11 protein-coding genes, 1 pseudogene and 1 riboswitch are annotated in these 16,843 nt (G+C 51.8%); of the genes and pseudogenes, 9 read left to right on the forward strand and 3 right to left on the reverse strand.

All coding sequences use genetic code 11. The features are described 5' to 3' along the window. Positions 1-22: 22 nt before the first annotated feature. The 3 genes from metF to ahcY are packed head-to-tail and all read right to left on the reverse strand — an operon-like array spanning position 23 to position 2,713. On the reverse strand, positions 23-856 hold the full coding sequence (gene metF / locus MKZ32_RS03175) for a methylenetetrahydrofolate reductase [NAD(P)H] (RefSeq protein WP_239795943.1): 834 nt from the start codon (positions 854-856) through the stop codon (positions 23-25). 21 nt (positions 857-877) lie between these two features. Beyond that, on the reverse strand, positions 878-1,225 hold the full coding sequence (locus MKZ32_RS03180) for a phage holin family protein (protein WP_239795944.1): 348 nt from the start codon (positions 1,223-1,225) through the stop codon (positions 878-880). A 45-nt stretch (positions 1,226-1,270) separates the two neighbouring features. Then, complete coding sequence (gene ahcY / locus MKZ32_RS03185) at positions 1,271-2,713, reverse strand: adenosylhomocysteinase (RefSeq protein ID WP_239795945.1); 1,443 nt, start codon at positions 2,711-2,713, stop codon at positions 1,271-1,273. A gap of 19 nt (positions 2,714-2,732) precedes the next feature. Next, positions 2,733-2,818, reverse strand: a riboswitch (S-adenosyl-L-homocysteine riboswitch). Between the two features lie 180 nt (positions 2,819-2,998). On the opposite strand from ahcY, the gene MKZ32_RS03190 reads away from it, so the two are divergent. The 9 genes and pseudogenes from MKZ32_RS03190 (at position 2,999) to MKZ32_RS03230 (ending at position 16,648) form a co-directional block, all read left to right on the forward strand. Further along, positions 2,999-3,199 carry a hypothetical protein gene (locus tag MKZ32_RS03190; RefSeq protein WP_239795946.1) on the forward strand — a complete coding sequence of 67 codons (201 nt, stop codon included), beginning with the start codon at positions 2,999-3,001 and terminating at the stop codon, positions 3,197-3,199. Positions 3,200-3,276: 77 nt separating this feature from the next. Then, complete coding sequence (locus MKZ32_RS03195; RefSeq protein ID WP_239795947.1) at positions 3,277-6,540, forward strand: ATP-binding protein; 3,264 nt, start codon at positions 3,277-3,279, stop codon at positions 6,538-6,540. A gap of 38 nt (positions 6,541-6,578) precedes the next feature. After that, complete coding sequence (locus tag MKZ32_RS03200) at positions 6,579-7,805, forward strand: EAL domain-containing response regulator (RefSeq protein ID WP_239795948.1); 1,227 nt, start codon at positions 6,579-6,581, stop codon at positions 7,803-7,805. Positions 7,806-8,085: 280 nt separating this feature from the next. Then, a pseudogene (locus MKZ32_RS03205) lies at positions 8,086-9,061 on the forward strand (IS5 family transposase). Between the two features lie 524 nt (positions 9,062-9,585). Further along, complete coding sequence (locus tag MKZ32_RS03210; RefSeq protein WP_239795541.1) at positions 9,586-13,095, forward strand: molybdopterin-dependent oxidoreductase; 3,510 nt, start codon at positions 9,586-9,588, stop codon at positions 13,093-13,095. Positions 13,096-13,207: 112 nt separating this feature from the next. Further along, the gene (locus tag MKZ32_RS03215) at positions 13,208-14,365 is read left to right on the forward strand and encodes a 4Fe-4S dicluster domain-containing protein (RefSeq protein ID WP_239795542.1); all 1,158 of its coding nucleotides are present in this window, start codon (positions 13,208-13,210) and stop codon (positions 14,363-14,365) included. Between the two features lie 7 nt (positions 14,366-14,372). Next, on the forward strand, positions 14,373-15,494 hold the full coding sequence (locus MKZ32_RS03220) for an ethylbenzene dehydrogenase-related protein (protein ID WP_239795543.1): 1,122 nt from the start codon (positions 14,373-14,375) through the stop codon (positions 15,492-15,494). A 67-nt stretch (positions 15,495-15,561) separates the two neighbouring features. Next, positions 15,562-16,302, forward strand: a complete 741-nt coding sequence (locus MKZ32_RS03225) for a TorD/DmsD family molecular chaperone (RefSeq protein WP_239795544.1) — start codon at positions 15,562-15,564, stop codon at positions 16,300-16,302. Between the two features lie 136 nt (positions 16,303-16,438). Then, a complete protein-coding gene (locus MKZ32_RS03230; protein ID WP_239795545.1) occupies positions 16,439-16,648 on the forward strand; it encodes a hypothetical protein in 210 nt (69 codons plus the stop codon). Positions 16,649-16,843: the final 195 nt, after the last annotated feature.

Here is a 16,843-nt window from a genome sequence, read left to right on the forward strand (position 1 = left end):
GTAGCCAATTACCACATGGCCGTTAAAGGCCTAGGCGTTTCCATATTTCCAACGAAGGAGCAGATTGGTTAAGCGTATAAAAATGAAGGCCCGGCGCACCACCGGCGAGCAGGCGTTCGCATAGTTGCGTGACAACATCAAGGCCGAATGACTGTACAGATTCGGTGTCATCGCCATAGCTTTCCAATATTTTTCGTATCGAGCGCGGAATTTCTGCGCCGCATGCATCGGAGAAGCGCGCTAACTGTGAAAATTTCATAATGGGCATTATGCCGGGCACGATGGGAAGGGTGACGCCCATTTTGCGACACTCCTCAATAAAACGGAAGTAACCGTCGGCACTATAGAAATATTGGGTAATGGCGGAATTTGCTCCGGCCATTACTTTGCGCTTAAAGTTTAACAGATCATCGCGCGGCGATTTCGCTTGCGGATGGAATTCTGGATAGGCTGCCACCTCGATATGGAAGTGTTCGCCAGTCTCGGCGCGAGTGAACGATACCAACTCATTGGCATAGTGGAATTCGCCAGAAGTGGCCATCCCGGAGGGCAAGTCGCCACGCAGTGCTACGATGCGCTTGATCCCCATATTTTTGTAGGTGTGCAAAATCGCGCGGATGTTCTCACGTGTAGAGCCGACGCAAGACAAATGAGGCGCGGCTTCATAGCCATCGGCTTTAATCTGTTGTACCGCTTCCAAGGTGCGCTCACGCGTGGAGCCGCCCGCACCAAAGGTGACCGAGAAAAATGCGGGTTTGAGTACTGCTAATTGTTTGCGTGTGGCGGCGAGTTTGTTTGCACCTTCTTGTGTTTGTGGTGGAAAGAATTCAAAACTAAATGATTTAGAGTTTGTCATGATTGATAATTACCGCTCCTGCTAGGAAACTTTTTTTCGCAGGAACAGTGATAGTACAAAGGAGAAAGCACTATATAACAACGCACCCATCACACCTGCCCAAAAGCCATTGACTTCGAAACCTTTCAGCACCGAACCGGCAAACCAGAATAGCAAACCGTTTATGACAAGGATGAACAGCCCAAGTGATAGAACGGTGACTGGCAGGGTAAGCAGAATCAGTAGGGGCCGCAGAAGCGTATTAATGAGGCCCAGTAACACTGCAGCAATTAATGCGGAGATAAAACCATCCACATGAATACCTGGCAACAGGTAAGCAACCGCTAGCAGTGCTATTGCATTGAAAATCCAGATCAAGATGAGTCGCATAAGGTTGTCTTTGAGGTTGCTTTCGAGTGTGTCAGAACTTATATTTTAGTAGCGATAATGATCCGACTTGTAAGGCCCTTCCTTAGGCACCCCAATGTAAGTAGCTTGTTGGTCTGTGAGTGTACTCAGTTGCGCATTAAGTTTCTTCAATTGCAGTACCGCCACTTTTTCATCAAGATGTTTGGGCAAGGTATATACGCCGATCGGATATTTGCCGGTGCCCTTTTCTGCCTCGCTCCATAGCTCGATCTGGGCGATGGTCTGATTGGCAAATGAGGAGCTCATTACATAAGAAGGATGGCCCGTGCCGCAACCCAGATTCACCAAGCGGCCTTCGGCCAGCAGAATGATGCGTTTGCCGGGTTTGCCATCTATTGCGGGGAAAATGATGTGATCGACTTGTGGTTTGATGTTATCCCAAGTGTAAGACTTTAGCGAGGCAACATCGATTTCGTTGTCGAAATGGCCAATATTACACACGATGGCCTGATTCTTCATTCTCTTCATATGCTCATGAGTGATCACATGATAGTTACCGGTGCAGGTCACGAAAATGTCGCCATGTTCAGCAGCGTAATCCATGGTAACGACACGATAGCCTTCCATGGCAGCTTGCAACGCGCAAATCGGATCAATTTCCGTTACCCAAACTTGGGCAGACAGTGCGCGCATTGCTTGTGCCGAGCCTTTCCCCACATCTCCGTAACCCGCAATAACAGCAATCTTTCCCGCAATCATTACATCGGTTGCACGTTTAATGCCATCTACCAGCGATTCTCGGCAACCGTACAGGTTGTCAAACTTGGACTTGGTAACTGAATCGTTGACGTTAATACCAGGAAATTTCAGTTCGCCGCGCGCATGCATTTGGTACAGACGATGCACGCCGGTTGTAGTTTCTTCTGTCACCCCTTTAATTGCCGCCAAGCGTTTGGAATACCAGCCAGGCTGCGTAGCAAGGCGTTGTTTGATAGCCGCATATAGAAAAGTTTCTTCTTCCGAAGTGGGCTTGCTGATAAGCGACGTATCTATTTCGGCACGCGCGCCCAGATGCAACAATAAGGTCGCATCGCCACCATCGTCCAGAATCATGTTGGCGTGATTGTCGTTAGACCATTCGAAGATGCGATGGGTGTATTCCCAATACTCTTCAAGTGATTCGCCCTTGATTGCAAATACCGGTGTACCACCTACGGCTATGGCTGATGCCGCATGATCCTGGGTGGAGTATATATTGCAGGAAGCCCAGCGTACCTCTGCTCCCAAGGCTTTCAGGGTTTCAATCAGTACGGCAGTCTGGATGGTCATATGGAGCGAACCGGCAATGCGTGCACCGCGCAATGGTTGTGCACCTGCATATTCTTCGCGAATCGCCATCAAGCCCGGCATTTCAGTTTCGGCAATGGCAATTTCCTTGCGTCCCCAAGGAGCAAGATTGATGTCGGCAATTTTATAGTCGGTAAATCCAGCGTTGGTAACGGCGTTCATATTTCTCTCCATTCAAGTTAATGAATGAGCGCCGTTGCTACAGATACACTCCAGCGTCCCAAGCCTGGCCTCGCCTGATGCAAGGTCGCAGCGCCCCTCGGAACCGGAGAAGCTAAAAAAGTTTGTTATGACAACTCTAAAGATTTTAGCACAATCACAGCAGCTGTTTACAACCTGGGAAATCGAACCACTGGCAAGTTCCGCCCGTTGATACACCTTTAATAAATCAATCTGATTTTTCTGTGTACTATTTTTGCCATGTCTGGATGTGCATCACGACCCTCCTTGACTACCCGCCAAAAAACAGGGGGGGTGATTTACACCATCAGCGTGATGGAATCGGTGAACATGAATTTGGCGAATAAACCCATGGATCGTGGCTTGTTTCTGTCTGATGAGGCATTATTGAAACTCTTAATGCCAGGCGCTAACGAAACATTAGTACAAAATGGACGATGCCCACGCGGACTGGAAAGTTGCGCTTGATCGCTTGACTATCCAGCTTTAGGAACGGATACCGCTGCATTAACAAATTCTGTTTATATAAAATTCAGGACACACTTATGCGATCAGCAAACTTATCAGTAATTTCAACCGACTTGCGTCAACGATTAAAAAGACTTTGGGCAGCGTGCCTGCTCCCACTCTATAAGCACACTATTCTGGTGTTAAGCATTATCTTTTGTAGCGGTACGCTGCTCGCTTTGTGGTATCTATCTCACGCCACGACCACCCTGATGCAGTCCGCCGCACTGCAGGGCATTACTATGCATGCAGAGTCTCTAATGGAATTGCGCAACTTATACACATCTGAAGTTGTGGATCGCTTGAGCGACCACAACGTTGAAGTGACCCACGACTACTTGAATAAACCGGGCGCCATCCCCTTACCTGCCACCTTCAGTATGGAACTCGGCAGAAGGATTAGCTTGCTCGGTTCTGGCATGGTGGTGCGTTTATATAGCAATTACCCCTTTCCTTGGCGCAAGGACGGCGGTGCACATGATGATTTTGAACAGCAAGCTTTGACAGCGTTGCAGGCGCATCCGCAACAGCCGTACTACCGTTTTGAAGAATTTCAAGGACGCGCATCGCTACGCTATGCGACGGCGGATGTCATGCACGCGGAATGTATAAGCTGCCACAATACACGACCAGACAGCCCTAAGCATGACTGGAAAGTTGGCGATGTGCGCGGTGTGCTAGAGGTTATTCGACCATTGGACAGTGTAGTGGCGCAAAGTCACGCTGATCTGCGCGACGTCTTTATTCTCTTTGGCGCGCTACTGGCACTGGGGTTGGGGGCGCTCGCACTGGTAATCACACGCTTGCGTCGTGTGTCAGTGGAATTGGAACATCAAGTGGCGCAGCGTACCGCCGATCTGGAGCAGGCCAATGTAGCCATGGCGATTAAGGAAGAAGAAATTCGCTCTGTGGTCGAGCACTTGGTGGATTGCGTCATTACCATCGACGAAAAAGGCATCATCCGTTCCGCCAACCCGGTCGTGGAAAAGCTCTTCGGTTATACCCGCGATGAAGTAATCGGACAAAATGTTTCTATGCTTATGCCAGAACCTCACCGTAGCGGCCACGATGGTTATATGGAGAGATATTACCGAACCGGGCAGGCCCACATCATCGGTATTGGACGTGAACTTGAAGGCTTGCACAAGAATGGCGAACGCATTGCGGTATATCTTGCGGTTAGTGAATATTTTGTTGGGGAAAAACGTTATTTCACCGGCATTCTGCGCGATGTCCGTGAACGTGTGCGCATCATGAAAGACCTGGAGCAGGCCCGGTTTGAGGCCGAACAGGCCAATCAGGCCAAATCGGCTTTTCTTGCCGCCATGAGCCACGAGATCCGCACTCCCATGAACGGCGTGATCGGCATGGCCGATGTGCTGCAGCAAACCAGTCTCAGCGGCTACCAGGTGGAGATGGTCAATCTCATCCGAGAATCGGCTTTTGCTCTGCTGGACATCATCGAGGACATTCTCGATTTCTCCAAGATAGAAGCCGGCAGACTGGAGATCGAGCGCGTGCCCACGAATGTGGCGGACGTGGTTGTGAAGGCTTGCGATATGCTGGAACATCTGGCCACAAAGAAAGGCGTGGAGCTCACCCTGTTCATCGATCCGGCGATTCCCGAAGAAGTTCTGAGCGATGCTCTGCGCCTGCGTCAAGTGCTGGTCAACCTCGCCAATAACGCCATCAAGTTTTCCAGCGGACAACAGCAACCAGGCCGGGTATCGGTGCGCGCATTGTTGGCCAAGCATGGCCCAGATCAGATGACGGTGGAGTTTCAGATAACCGACAACGGTATCGGCATGGATGAGGAGACCCAGTCCAGGCTCTTCACCTCTTTTACCCAAGGCGACGCTTCCACCACCCGGCGCTTTGGCGGCACCGGACTGGGGCTGGCCATCTCCCACCATCTGGTGGAACTGATGGGCGGGGAGATCGCGGTACAGAGCGCGCCGGGCAAGGGTTCCACCTTCACCGTGCGATTGCCGTTTGCGCTGCCGCCGGCCAGATCCGCCGTCGGCAGCAAGACTGTTGACCTGACTGGGCTTTGCTGTCTGGTGCTAGGCGATGACAACGGGCTGGGCGACGACCTGGCCGTCTATCTGAGAGACAGCGGCGCGATCGTTGAGCGGGTGTCGGATCTGACCGCAGCCCGCAAACGAATCAACACGCTTCCGGCCGGCCTGTGGTTACTCATCATCGACGCCGGGCACGATGCACCACCGATCGAGGAATTGCGCGCTGCTTGCCGTGCCCGATCTGACTTGGATCTGCATTTCGTGGTGGTCGAGCACGGGCACCATCAGCCCGATATTGAGCCCCGCTTTGTCGTCATCAGGCGCGGGCACCGTCGTCGAGGGCGCGTCGAAACGGTGGATCTTGTCACCATGGACGGCGATGTCATGCATCCTCAATCCTTTCTCCGGGCAGTGGCTATCGCCGCAGGACGGGCGCATGAGGAAGAAGAATCGCCGCTCCCCGGCAAATTTGAGACAACGATTACTCCCCCCTCGCGGGCGATGGCTCTGCAGCAGGGCAGGTTGGTACTGGTGGCCGAAGACAACGAAATCAACCAGAAAGTGATCCAACAACAGCTCGCGCTGCTCGGATATGCCGCAGATATCGCCGGCGACGGTCGTGAAGCGTTGAAACGCTGGGAGAACGGTGACTACGCGTTGCTGCTAACCGACCTGCACATGCCGGAAATGGATGGCTATCAACTGACCGCGGCCATCCGCGCCAACGAGATCAGCAAGGCTGGCAAACGGCGTATTCCGATCGTCGCTCTGACCGCCAATGCACTTAAGGGAGAGGCCGAGCATTGCCGGGCCGTCGGCATGGACGACTATCTGAGCAAGCCGGTGCAACTTGCGGACTTGAAAGCCACGCTGGCAAAATGGCTGCCGGCCGCCGACGTCAGCCCGACCACACCCGCTCCGTTCGTCCCACCAGCCCCACCCGCCACGGCGGCAGGACCAGTGGACGTGAGCGTTCTCGAAGGGCTGGTAGGGAACGACCCGGCGGTGATCAGCGAATTCTTGCGGGATTTTCGTTCCAGTTCAGCCAGAATAGCGGCCGAGTTGCGCGCCGCCTTTCAGGTGGGACAGACGGCGGCCGTCGGCGCGGCAGCCCACAAGCTCAAATCATCGGCTCGTTCGGTCGGCGCGCTGGCGTTGGGCGAACTGTGCGCCGAAATGGAACAGGCGGGGAAGGCGGGCGACACCGAAGCGTTGGCGGTGCTGTTGCCTCGTTTCGAGGCGGAAATGGCCGTCGTGGATAAATATCTTGGTTCGTTGTAAACACAATTTGTGCCGTAAAAGATAAGGGAGTGAAGGTGATGATTGAAAGATCCATGGTAAAAATTCTGGTACTCGACGACGAGTCATTCATGCTTAAGCTGCTGGCCCGCATGCTGGCAAACCAGGGGTTCACTTCGGTCACACTCTGTGAGAGTGGGCGAGCCGCCCTAGATCGGGTAGATGGCGTGGATATACGGCCGAACTTGATTCTGCTGGATCTCAACATGCCGGAAATGGACGGAATTGAATTCGTACGCCACTTGGTGGAACGGAACTATACCGGCAGTCTGATCCTGATAAGCGGTGAAGATGAACGGATGTTGCAGACTGTCGAGAAACTGGTGCAGGCACATAAAATTACGGTGCTTGGACATATACACAAGCCGGTCAAACCAGAGGCGCTGTCCACATTGCTGGAAAAATGGGCACCTTCTGCACTGGATAGCCCTCGGACGGCGCAGAAAGTTTACGGCGCGGAAGAGGTGCGTGCTGCCATCAACAACGGTGAGCTGGTCAATTATTACCAACCTAAGGTGACGGTTGCCACCGGTAAGGTGGCGGGCGTGGAGACCCTGGTGCGGTGGCGTCATCCCGTTCATGGCATTGTGCCACCTGATCAGTTCATCGGCGTAGCTGAAGCGAACGGCCTGATCGACGACCTGACCCGAGTGGTGCTCACCAGCGCGCTGGCCCAGGCCAAAGCTTGGCAGGAAGCAGGGCTGACGTTGCGGGTGGCCGTCAATGTGTCCATGGACAGCCTGACGTCCCTGGATTTCCTGGATTTTGTTACCGGACTTACCGCCAAGATAGGCGTACCGCCCCAGGATATAGTACTGGAAGTGACTGAAAGCCAGCTGATGGGGGACGCGCGGATTCCGCTCGAAATACTGACCCGCCTGCGCCTGAAGCGTTTTCGCCTTTCAATCGACGATTTCGGTACGGGACACTCTTCCTTGGCCCAGTTACGCGACATTCCCTTCGATGAACTCAAGATCGACCAAGGCTTCGTGCACCGCGCCTGGACCGTTGAGACGTTGCGGGCGATGTACGATGCTAGCCTGGCTCTGGCAAGGCAATTGGGCATGGAGGTCGTGGCTGAAGGAGTCGAAGACCGAGATGATTGGGATCTCTTGCTCCGCACGGGATGCGATCTTGCTCAGGGGACTTTCATATCCCGGCCCATGCTGGCAGCGGATTTGCCCGGTTGGATGGAGGGCTGGCAGGAGCGGGTGCGCAACGGGTTCACCAATGACATCACCAGATGAAAATCATGTGCATTAAAAAAATGTTAAATTATTATAGTGCTGCTTCTAGGTATCATGATTTTTCTAAAAGTAGATATTTATCTATATGCTCGAATTCATCGAACAGACGCACTGTAGCCACGGCAGGCCCAAGTCATGAATCAAATCTACGCATCACCACGGCATATTGGAATGTATTAGCGTCTTGTTAGGGAAACACTGATTTATTCCCGCGCACTGATTGGAATAATTCGTCAATCTGAGAGAATGTCACTGAACTGATTTTCAGGAGAAGAAAGTGATGCAAACGAGTTTCTCTGAACTGGAATACGCTGCCAAGAAGAAGCAGGCTCGTCGGGATCGATTTTTGAGCGAAATTGAAGCAGTCACGCCGTGGGTTGAGTTGGAAAAAGCGATTGCGCCGTATTATCCGAGCAGCGGTGGACGGGGTCGATCCATTGGCTTTGGTTCTGATGCTGCGCATGTATGTCGCGCAGCAATGCTTTGGGTTGTCTGACTGAAGGGACAGAAGATGCGCTTTACGACAGTCAGGCCATCCGTCGCTTTGTCGGTGTTGATTTGAGTCGCGAAACAGCTCCGGATACCACCACACTTCTCAACTTCCGCCATTTGCTGGAAGCGCATCAACTGACTGAGTCGATCTTCAATACGATCAACGCCCATCTCGCCGAGAAGGGCCTGTTTCTGCGGGAAGGCACGATCGTTGATGCCACACTGATCGCAGCGGCACCGTCGACCAAGAACAAGGACGGGAAGCGGGACGGCGAGATGCACCAGACCAAGAAAGGTAACCAGTGGCATTTTGGAATGAAAGCGCACATTGGTGTCGATGCCCAGTCAGGACTCGTCCATACCGTCATCGGCACAGCGGCCAATGTTCATGACATCACCCAAGCCCAGGCGCTCCTGCACGGTGGCGAAACCGACGTCTTTGGCAATGCAGGTTATCAGGGCGTCGAGAAGCGGGAAGAGAACCTGGCGCTACCCGTGACCTGGCATGTCGCGATGCGACCGGGAAGGTATTGCCCAAAACAACAGAAGGTGAGCTACTGGAGAAGATCGAACATGTCAAAGCCAGCATTCGCGCCAAAGTCGAGCATCCCTTCCATGTGGTGAAGAACTTGTTTCGTCATCGCAAGGCGCGTTACAAAGGATTGGCTAAAAACACCGCCCAGTTGTTCCCGCTGTTCGGTTTTGCTAATTTGATGCTGGCTTGCCGGTGGTTGCTAAACGTATACACCCAAGGTGCGTCTTGAATACGGGAAATAAGAAAAATGCCTCGAGAATCGCCGCAATTCTTGCCAAAAACCAGCCAATTCTCAGACTAAAACCGCAAAACTCACCCCGGGGCCTCTGGCGGAATGAATTATTCAGCGTTTCCCTAGGCGAAAAAATGAAATTCGACTATTCGCTCTATAAATTTACATAGAGCTATTTTTTACATCAATTCTTCAAAGGTCAGTGAGGTGCATGTATTGTACGAATCTTGGGAGTGAATTAAGCCTGTCAAAAAAATAGCAGAAACTTGATCTAGATCAAATCGACTTTAATTTATCCGCGTAGATTCGCGATCATTCACTACCCGATTTTTGCTTCCATAAAAATCCGTATATTCAGGGTGTGACTGACTGTGGTATGTACTGAAAAATTAGTTTTTGCGGCATGAATTATTGTTGTTTTTTTGTTTCAAGTTAAAGTGGTGAATGAAAATTACTCGGATTGATGCCTTAACATAAAGCCGAGAAGATAATTTAATTTAAATTAACATAGGGGTGACTAAATGATGGAAATCAAGAACAACATAGGCAGGCGCAGCTTTTTAAAGCTGTCTGCCACCGCCGGACTCGCTGTAATGGCCAATAACGCCTTTGCAGCATCACCATTTCTGAAGCCGTATGTCGTTGACAACCCTCTGAAGTCCTACCCGAATAGAGACTGGGAGAAGGTTTACCGGGACATGTTCCATGTTGACAGCGAATTTATATTTCTGTGTGCGCCGAATGACACGCACAACTGCCTGCTTAAGGCCCACGTAAAGAATGACGTGGTCATCCGCATCTCGCCGTCCTACGGCTACGGAGATGCCGAAGATATGGATGGAAACCGTTCCAGTCACCGCTGGGAGCCGCGGATCTGTAACAAGGGCATGGTCATGAACAGAAAGGCCTATTCTGACAGACGGCCCAAAGGCGCGATGGTCAGAACCGGCTTCAAGGCTTGGGCAGAAGCGGGTTATCCGCGGACGGGCGCAAACGGCTTCCCGGATCAAAAATATCTGCAACGCGGCAAAGAACCCTTCATCAAACTGCCCTGGACCGAGGCTTACGCATTGGCAGCAGGCGCATTGGAGAACATTGCCCGGACCTATTCCGGTGACAAAGGTGCTGCGTTACTGACGCGCCAAGGCTATGACCCCGAGATGATTGCGTCGATGCACGGCTGCGGCTGTAAGACCATGAAATTCCGGGCCGGGATGGCCGCCTTGGGCGTGTTAAGAATCTATTCGCTCAAGCGGTTTTCACAAGGATTGGCGCTATTGGACGCCTATGTCAGAAATATCGGACCCGACGAAGCGAGTGGCGCCAAAGTATTGGACAGCTATTCCTGGCACACCGATCTGGCGCCCGGATGTCCGATGGTGACCGGTCACCAGATGCTGGATTACGAGTTCATGGTCTATGAGCACGCCAAGCTGATTGTCTTCTGGGGAAACAACTTCGTCTGTACCAAGATGCCTGACCTTCATTGGGTCAGCGAGTCGCGGCTCAAAGGCTGTCATATCGTCGACATCTCCATTGATTACCACGCGACCTCGAACAAGGCGGATGACGTCATTATTCTTCGGCCCGGTACCGATCCGGCGCTGGGTCTGGGGGTGTGCCATCTGCTCATCAAGAATAATCAGTATGACGAGAATTATCTGAGAGCCAATACGGACATGCCGCTGTTGATCAGAACGGATAACTGGAAAAACCTGAAGGCTTCGGACATTATCGCGGACTACAAGCTGGCGGACCTGACGCACCATCTTAAGGTGATGAAGCCCGGTGAAAGTCCGACGATGCCGCCGGCGTTCCAAGCCACGGCCTTTGTTTCGGAAGAAATCCGCAAGTTCTGGGGCGACAATGTAGTCTGGGATAGAAAGACCAACAAAGCCGTACCGCTGACCCGGGATGAATGCGGCGCGCGCTATGCGGCGAAGGGCGTCGACTCGGCCTTGACCGGCGATTATGAAGTGACCCTGGTCGACGGCAAGAAGATCAAGGTTACGACGGTATTCCAGTTGCACAAAGAATACCTGGAGGAATACACGGCCGAGAACACCTCGATCATGACCGGCGTTCCAATGGAAGCCATCGTTGACCTGGCCAACCTGTTCCACAAGCACAGAGGGCAAGGCATTATCAGCACCGGTGCGGGAACCAATCACTACTTCAATTCGACCCTGAAGGATCGTGGCTTCATGTTGTTATCGGCCCTGAGCGATAACGTTGGCCATATTGGCGGATGTACGTTTGGTAACTACGTGGGTAACTACCGGCAGTCCGTCTTTGGCGGGTTTGGTCAGTACCTTCTGGAAGATCCGTTCAATCCTGAACTGGATGGCCGTAAGATGGTCACCAAAATGGCTCACTATACCGATGACGAATCTGCCCATTACTACAACTATGGCGATCGGCCCTTAAGGAACGGAACCCGGTTGCTGACGGATCCTGGCCATATGCCGGCACCGACCAAGGTTCTGTGGCAAGCGAACTCCAACTCCTCACTGGGCAATGCCAAAGGTCACTACGACATGGTCGTCAATACCCTGCCGAGATGGGAAGCGATATTTTACAGTGACTGGAACTGGACTGCCTCTTGTGAATATTCCGACATCGTCTGGGGTGTGGACTCGTGGTTGGAAAACAAGCATACCGACATGGCCTGCTCCTGCTCCAACCCGTTCCTGACCGTTTCCCCGATCACCCCGCTGAGGCGGTTCCAGGATACCGTAGGCGATGCCGAAGTGCCTGCCGGAATCTTCAGAGCCTTTACCGCGCTGACCGGTGATCAACGGTTTGCCGACTACTTCAAGTTTGTGGGCACCAACCCTGCCGGCAATCCGGCGGATCGGGATTCCGAAGTTTATGGTCAACGGGTTCTCAACGCCGGCTCCGCCACCCGCGGGATGGTTTTTGCTGAGATCCGGGAAAAAGCCAAGCGAGGCGTTCCGACCATCTTCATGGCCAGAACCTATCCGAGAATCAGCGGCTGGGAACAAACGGCTGAAGGCGGCGGCTTGCCTTGGTACACCAAGAGCGGTCGGTTGGAATTTTACATGGATGACCCGCGGTTGATTGATGGCGGCGAGAATCTCACCGTCTATCGCACCCCGATTGATTCAAGCCACTACGAGCCGAATGTCATCGTCGGTAACAGCCGCGCGTTTGCATTGATGGAAACCCCCGAGATGCGTGGTCTGGAAAGAATGGGCAACAGCCTTAAAATTGCCGAAAACCGGCAAGGGCGGAACGTCATCCTGACGACCAAAGAACTGATGGCGACCACCCATCCGCTGCGGCCGCACGGCTATGAGTTCTGCTTCAATTCGCCCAAGTACCGGCACGGCGCTCACACCACCCCGATTGATACGGACTTGATGACCCTGTGGTGGGGACCGTTTGGCGACATCTACCGTCATGACAAGCGTCAACCGTCCGTGGGTGAAGGATTCGTGGACGTTAACCCGCTCGACGCCAAGCGCTTCGGTATCGATGAAGGCGACTATATCTGGGTGGATGCGGATCCCGGCGACCGTCCTTACAAAGGCTGGAAAGAAGGTACACCGGAATACGCCCTGGCCCGGTTCATGGTCAGATGCAGATACTTCCCCGGTATGTCGCAAGGCTCCATGCGGATGTATTACAACGCCTATGCCGCCACGTATGGCAGTATGGAAGGTGCGCGGACCCGGGCGGATGGATTGGCGAAGAGCCCAAGGACCAACTATCAAGCCATGTTCCGCTCCGGAAACCATCAAAGCTGCACCCGCGCGTGGATCAACCCGACCAATACCACGGATACCGTGGCCAACAAGAAGGTCTTTGGACAGGAAATTATTATCGGGATGCAGAATGACGTCCACTGCGCCAATGGTTCTCCCAAGGAATCGTATGTGAAGATCGAGCTGGCTGAAAAAGGCGGCGTCAACGGGGGTGTTTGGCATATTGCCGCTAAAGGCTACCGGCCGACCTATGAGAGCCTTCAAATGAAGACTTATCTCCAGGGCGGGTTTACAAGCAGATAATTACGCCTCCAGGGCGGTTTTATCAGCAGATAATGACGGGTGTGCAGCCGCCGCCCTGAAGCAGGGCGGCGTTCTTGAAATTGTGAAATAATTTTGTAAATGGAGATCTACAATGGCAAAAGTTAGAAATTGGCAACTGGGCAGGGAAATGGATTACCCCTACGAAGAAAACAGGCCAGGTCGGCAAGTATCCATGTTATTCGACTTGAATAAATGTATCGCCTGTCAGTCTTGTACCATGGCGTGCAAAACGACCTGGACGGCTGGTAAAGGCCAGGAAACGATATTCTGGAATAACGTGGAATCGAAGCCTTATGGATTCTATCCGCTTGCTTGGGATGTGAAGGTTTTGGCCCTCCTGGGAGAACAGGCGCAACCCTGGTCAGGCAACAAATACAACGGCACGACGATCTTTGAAGACCTGGGCATGAATCAACGGATCAAGGGTTATCTGCCCGATGAAATGGACTATGCGCATCCGAACCTTGGGGAAGATGAGTGCCTTAAAATCCTGGATGGTGAAGGGGATTATATCAAGGGTCCGACGCATAAGAACTGGGGTTTCTTCTTCCCGCGGATATGTAACCACTGTACCTTCCCCGGTTGTTTGGCAGCGTGCCCGAGAAAGGCGATCTACAAGCGGCAAGAAGATGGGATCGTTTTGATTGATGCGTCCCGCTGCAGAGGATACAGAGAATGCGTTGCAGCTTGTCCTTACAAAAAGTCGTTCTACAATGACACCACACGGACCGGTGAAAAGTGCATATCGTGCTATCCGAAAGTAGAGGCTGGGTTGATGACGCAATGCGTTACTCAATGCATCGGAAAGATCCGTCTCTTTGGTTTCAAGTCAGCCGATTACGATAAGATCACCAGCAAGCAAGTCCGGGAAAACAACCCGATCGATTTCCTGGTGCACGTGAGGAAGATTGCACTGCCGATCTATCCCCAGTTCGGTACCGAGCCAAACAACATGTACTTGCCGCCTGTCCATGTTAACCCTGATTTCCTGGCCCAAGTATTTGGCCCCGGCGTTGAGAACTCCATCAAGCAATACCGGAATGCTGGCAAGGACAAGGAGCTTCTAGCCGCGTTGTTACTCTTTGGAACGACCGAACGGATCTGCGACACGTTCAAGCTTGAGGGTAATGAGACGGTTGGTTATGATCCACAAGGAAAAGAGATTATCCGGGTTCCCTTGACTGAACCTGTTTATATCAGGCAGGTCAAGAACTTGAAGACCGGCGCATTTCTTACCAATAACTCATAAGGGGCGGATGATGAAAAAACTATTAATAGCCGCGTCACTTCTGATGATCCCGGTTGCGACTCCTGCTTTTGGGAGTGATGCTGCGCACGGGCCAGCGCACGATTTGGCGATTCCAATTATTGCGGTTGATAATCCTGGCCAGTATGGGGGCCACGCGTTTCATGGTTCCTTCAAAAGGCTCCCACCCGTTCGTCTGGATGGGGGGGAAACGTATAATGAGGGCGTCATCAAGTCCAAAGCAGTCAAGGGAGAAATCCCGATGGACCCGTTGAACCGGACCTGGCATCAGGAAGATCCAGTCAGGGAAACCTCTTATAATCAGTACAATCAGAGCTGGGAGCACGCCCCGGCCACGATCTGGAGTGATGCTTCGGCCACTGAAGTTCCCATGGGGCCGCAGAACCTGGTGATGCCGGGTTTGGTCGTGGCTTCCGTGCCGCTGGTGAAGATCAAGTCTATCCATAATGACAAGGATATTGCCTTCTTGTTAACGTGGTATGACTCAACCAAGTCTGAAACAGAAGTAATGGAAGACAAGTTCTCTGATGCGATCGCCATTATGTTCCCGGTGAATGCGGGATCGGAGCCCTCCTTCATGATGGGTGACGAAGAGAATCCTGTTCACATTGTTTACTGGAAGGCCGCCTGGGAAAGAGATATCGAGTTTGGATATCAAGACGTCAGAGATGCTTACCCCAATTACAACTATGATATGTATCCGGAAGTGATCCCGGCAATTGGTCAAACAATTGATACCCCTATCAGACGTTATAATGAAGGTCAAAGGCAATATTTGGCGGCCTTTAAGCTCAGAAATCTCAGCAGAGTTGACCCTGAGAGGTTAACACCGGTGGAAGAGCTTAATGCTGTTGGCTTCGGAACATTGACGCGGCAGGCCACCAATAATGCAACCGGCAATGGCGTCAGACGGTTTGGCTACTGGTCGGTTGTCATCAAACGTCCTTTAAACTCCGGTGATGTTCAGGACTCCGTGCTTAAGCCTGGATCCAAGACCATGATGGCGATCGCTGCCTGGGATGGCAAAAATCACAATAATGGCGCTGGCGGCAACAGGGGGCCACGCAAGAACTATTCAAACGGAGGCTGGATACCGCTTGAAATTGAATAGTCGTAATTGATTGACATGAGGGGGGCGGCGTTAAAACGCCGCCCCACTTTTTATTTAAGGGGATAGAATGTTAACGACGAAATCGGAAACAGAGTTGGCCCTCGCGAGGGCAGATGTTTACAGGTTTTTATCAATGGCCTTTGTCTATCCAGACAAAGATAGACTCGCCACGTTGCACGAACTTGCCTCCGATATGGATAGTTCAATCAGCCTGCTTCCTTATGATATGAAGGAAGAGTACCAGGCCTTTACCAGTCTGATCGAGACCGTCGACGTGACCGCGCTCCAGCCGGATTTTACCGAGATGTTTTTAACCCGTATGTTTTGCCCGTCGAGTGAAACCACCTATGGGAAAAACAGTTTCAACCAGCCGAATATTCTGGGCGACATCAGTGGCTTCTATAAAGCCTTTGGCTTTGTCATGAAAGACGATGCCGGGGTTTCATTTGATCAGATAACCGTCGAGCTTGAGTTCATGAGCTTTCTGGAATTAAAGATCGCCTATGCCCTGGATCAGGCGATGGAAGAGAATATCGATATCTGCCTGTCGGCGGAAAGAAGGTTCCTTGAGCAGCATATCGGGAAATGGACGGGCGTGTTCGGTGAAAATCTGGCGGCGAGAGCGAATGAAGCCTATTACCGAAACCTGGGCCTGTTGTTATCAAAATTCATGGGGTCGGAACTTAAATTCTTTGGCATTGAAGTGGACAGCAGAATAAAAGAATTGCCCAAATCGGATTATGAGGGGCCGGTGGATTGTCCTCAACAGACCGGCACCGAAATGGATGAACCTTTGCCTCTTCATTAGAGGAGTGTTATTCGTGTCATTTAAATTGTGTATAGTAGTAGGGTGCTCAGTTGTATGTCGTGCTTATGTCATTTTGTAGATCTTTTTTTGAAAAAAATGTATCGTACTGTCCGATCGCTGAATTAAGGAGTTATTCATGGACAATGGCAATGTGATGGGAAGGCGCAAATTCTTTAGCAGATTTTTTCCTGCTCTTACAGAAACGATCGTTGAAAAAACTAAAGACGAGACAAAAATATCGACCAATTCGAGCGTTATCAGACAAACGCCTACCCTCGATAAGATCGAAGTGGCGGAGGGAGTCCAGGAGGATGTCGGAAGAAAGTACCCTTGGGTCGGGATGTGACCTCATTTATGGATATGAAGGGGTCGCATGCTGAGAAAGCTACATATAATAAAGTCAAAATGGGTTGTCAACCTTGAGCAATGTGTTGGCTAAGATGATTATTGAAATAATTGTTTAGTCATTAAATAACCAGAGAGCGATTGAAGATGGGGTGATCAACCCCATCATGAAGATAATTATTTATATCACGAGAAT

It is taken from the genome of Candidatus Nitrotoga arctica (assembly GCF_918378365.1).
In the GTDB taxonomy this organism is placed as follows: Bacteria; Pseudomonadota; Gammaproteobacteria; order Burkholderiales; family Gallionellaceae; genus Nitrotoga; species Nitrotoga arctica.

Bases quoted from the DNA above. Each gene is read 5' to 3' on its own strand.
- metF (WP_239795943.1), bottom strand. From the start codon at position 856: ATGACAAACTCTAAATCATTTAGTTTTGAATTCTTTCCACCACAAACA.
- MKZ32_RS03180 (WP_239795944.1), bottom strand. From the start codon at position 1,225: ATGCGACTCATCTTGATCTGGATTTTCAATGCAATAGCACTGCTAGCG.
- MKZ32_RS03215 (WP_239795542.1), top strand. From the start codon at position 13,208: ATGGCAAAAGTTAGAAATTGGCAACTGGGCAGGGAAATGGATTACCCC.
- MKZ32_RS03220 (WP_239795543.1), top strand. From the start codon at position 14,373: ATGATGAAAAAACTATTAATAGCCGCGTCACTTCTGATGATCCCGGTT.
- MKZ32_RS03195 (WP_239795947.1), top strand. From the start codon at position 3,277: ATGCGATCAGCAAACTTATCAGTAATTTCAACCGACTTGCGTCAACGA.
- MKZ32_RS03230 (WP_239795545.1), top strand. From the start codon at position 16,439: ATGGACAATGGCAATGTGATGGGAAGGCGCAAATTCTTTAGCAGATTT.
- ahcY (WP_239795945.1), bottom strand. From the start codon at position 2,713: ATGAACGCCGTTACCAACGCTGGATTTACCGACTATAAAATTGCCGAC.
- MKZ32_RS03200 (WP_239795948.1), top strand. From the start codon at position 6,579: ATGATTGAAAGATCCATGGTAAAAATTCTGGTACTCGACGACGAGTCA.
- MKZ32_RS03210 (WP_239795541.1), top strand. From the start codon at position 9,586: ATGATGGAAATCAAGAACAACATAGGCAGGCGCAGCTTTTTAAAGCTG.
- MKZ32_RS03225 (WP_239795544.1), top strand. From the start codon at position 15,562: ATGTTAACGACGAAATCGGAAACAGAGTTGGCCCTCGCGAGGGCAGAT.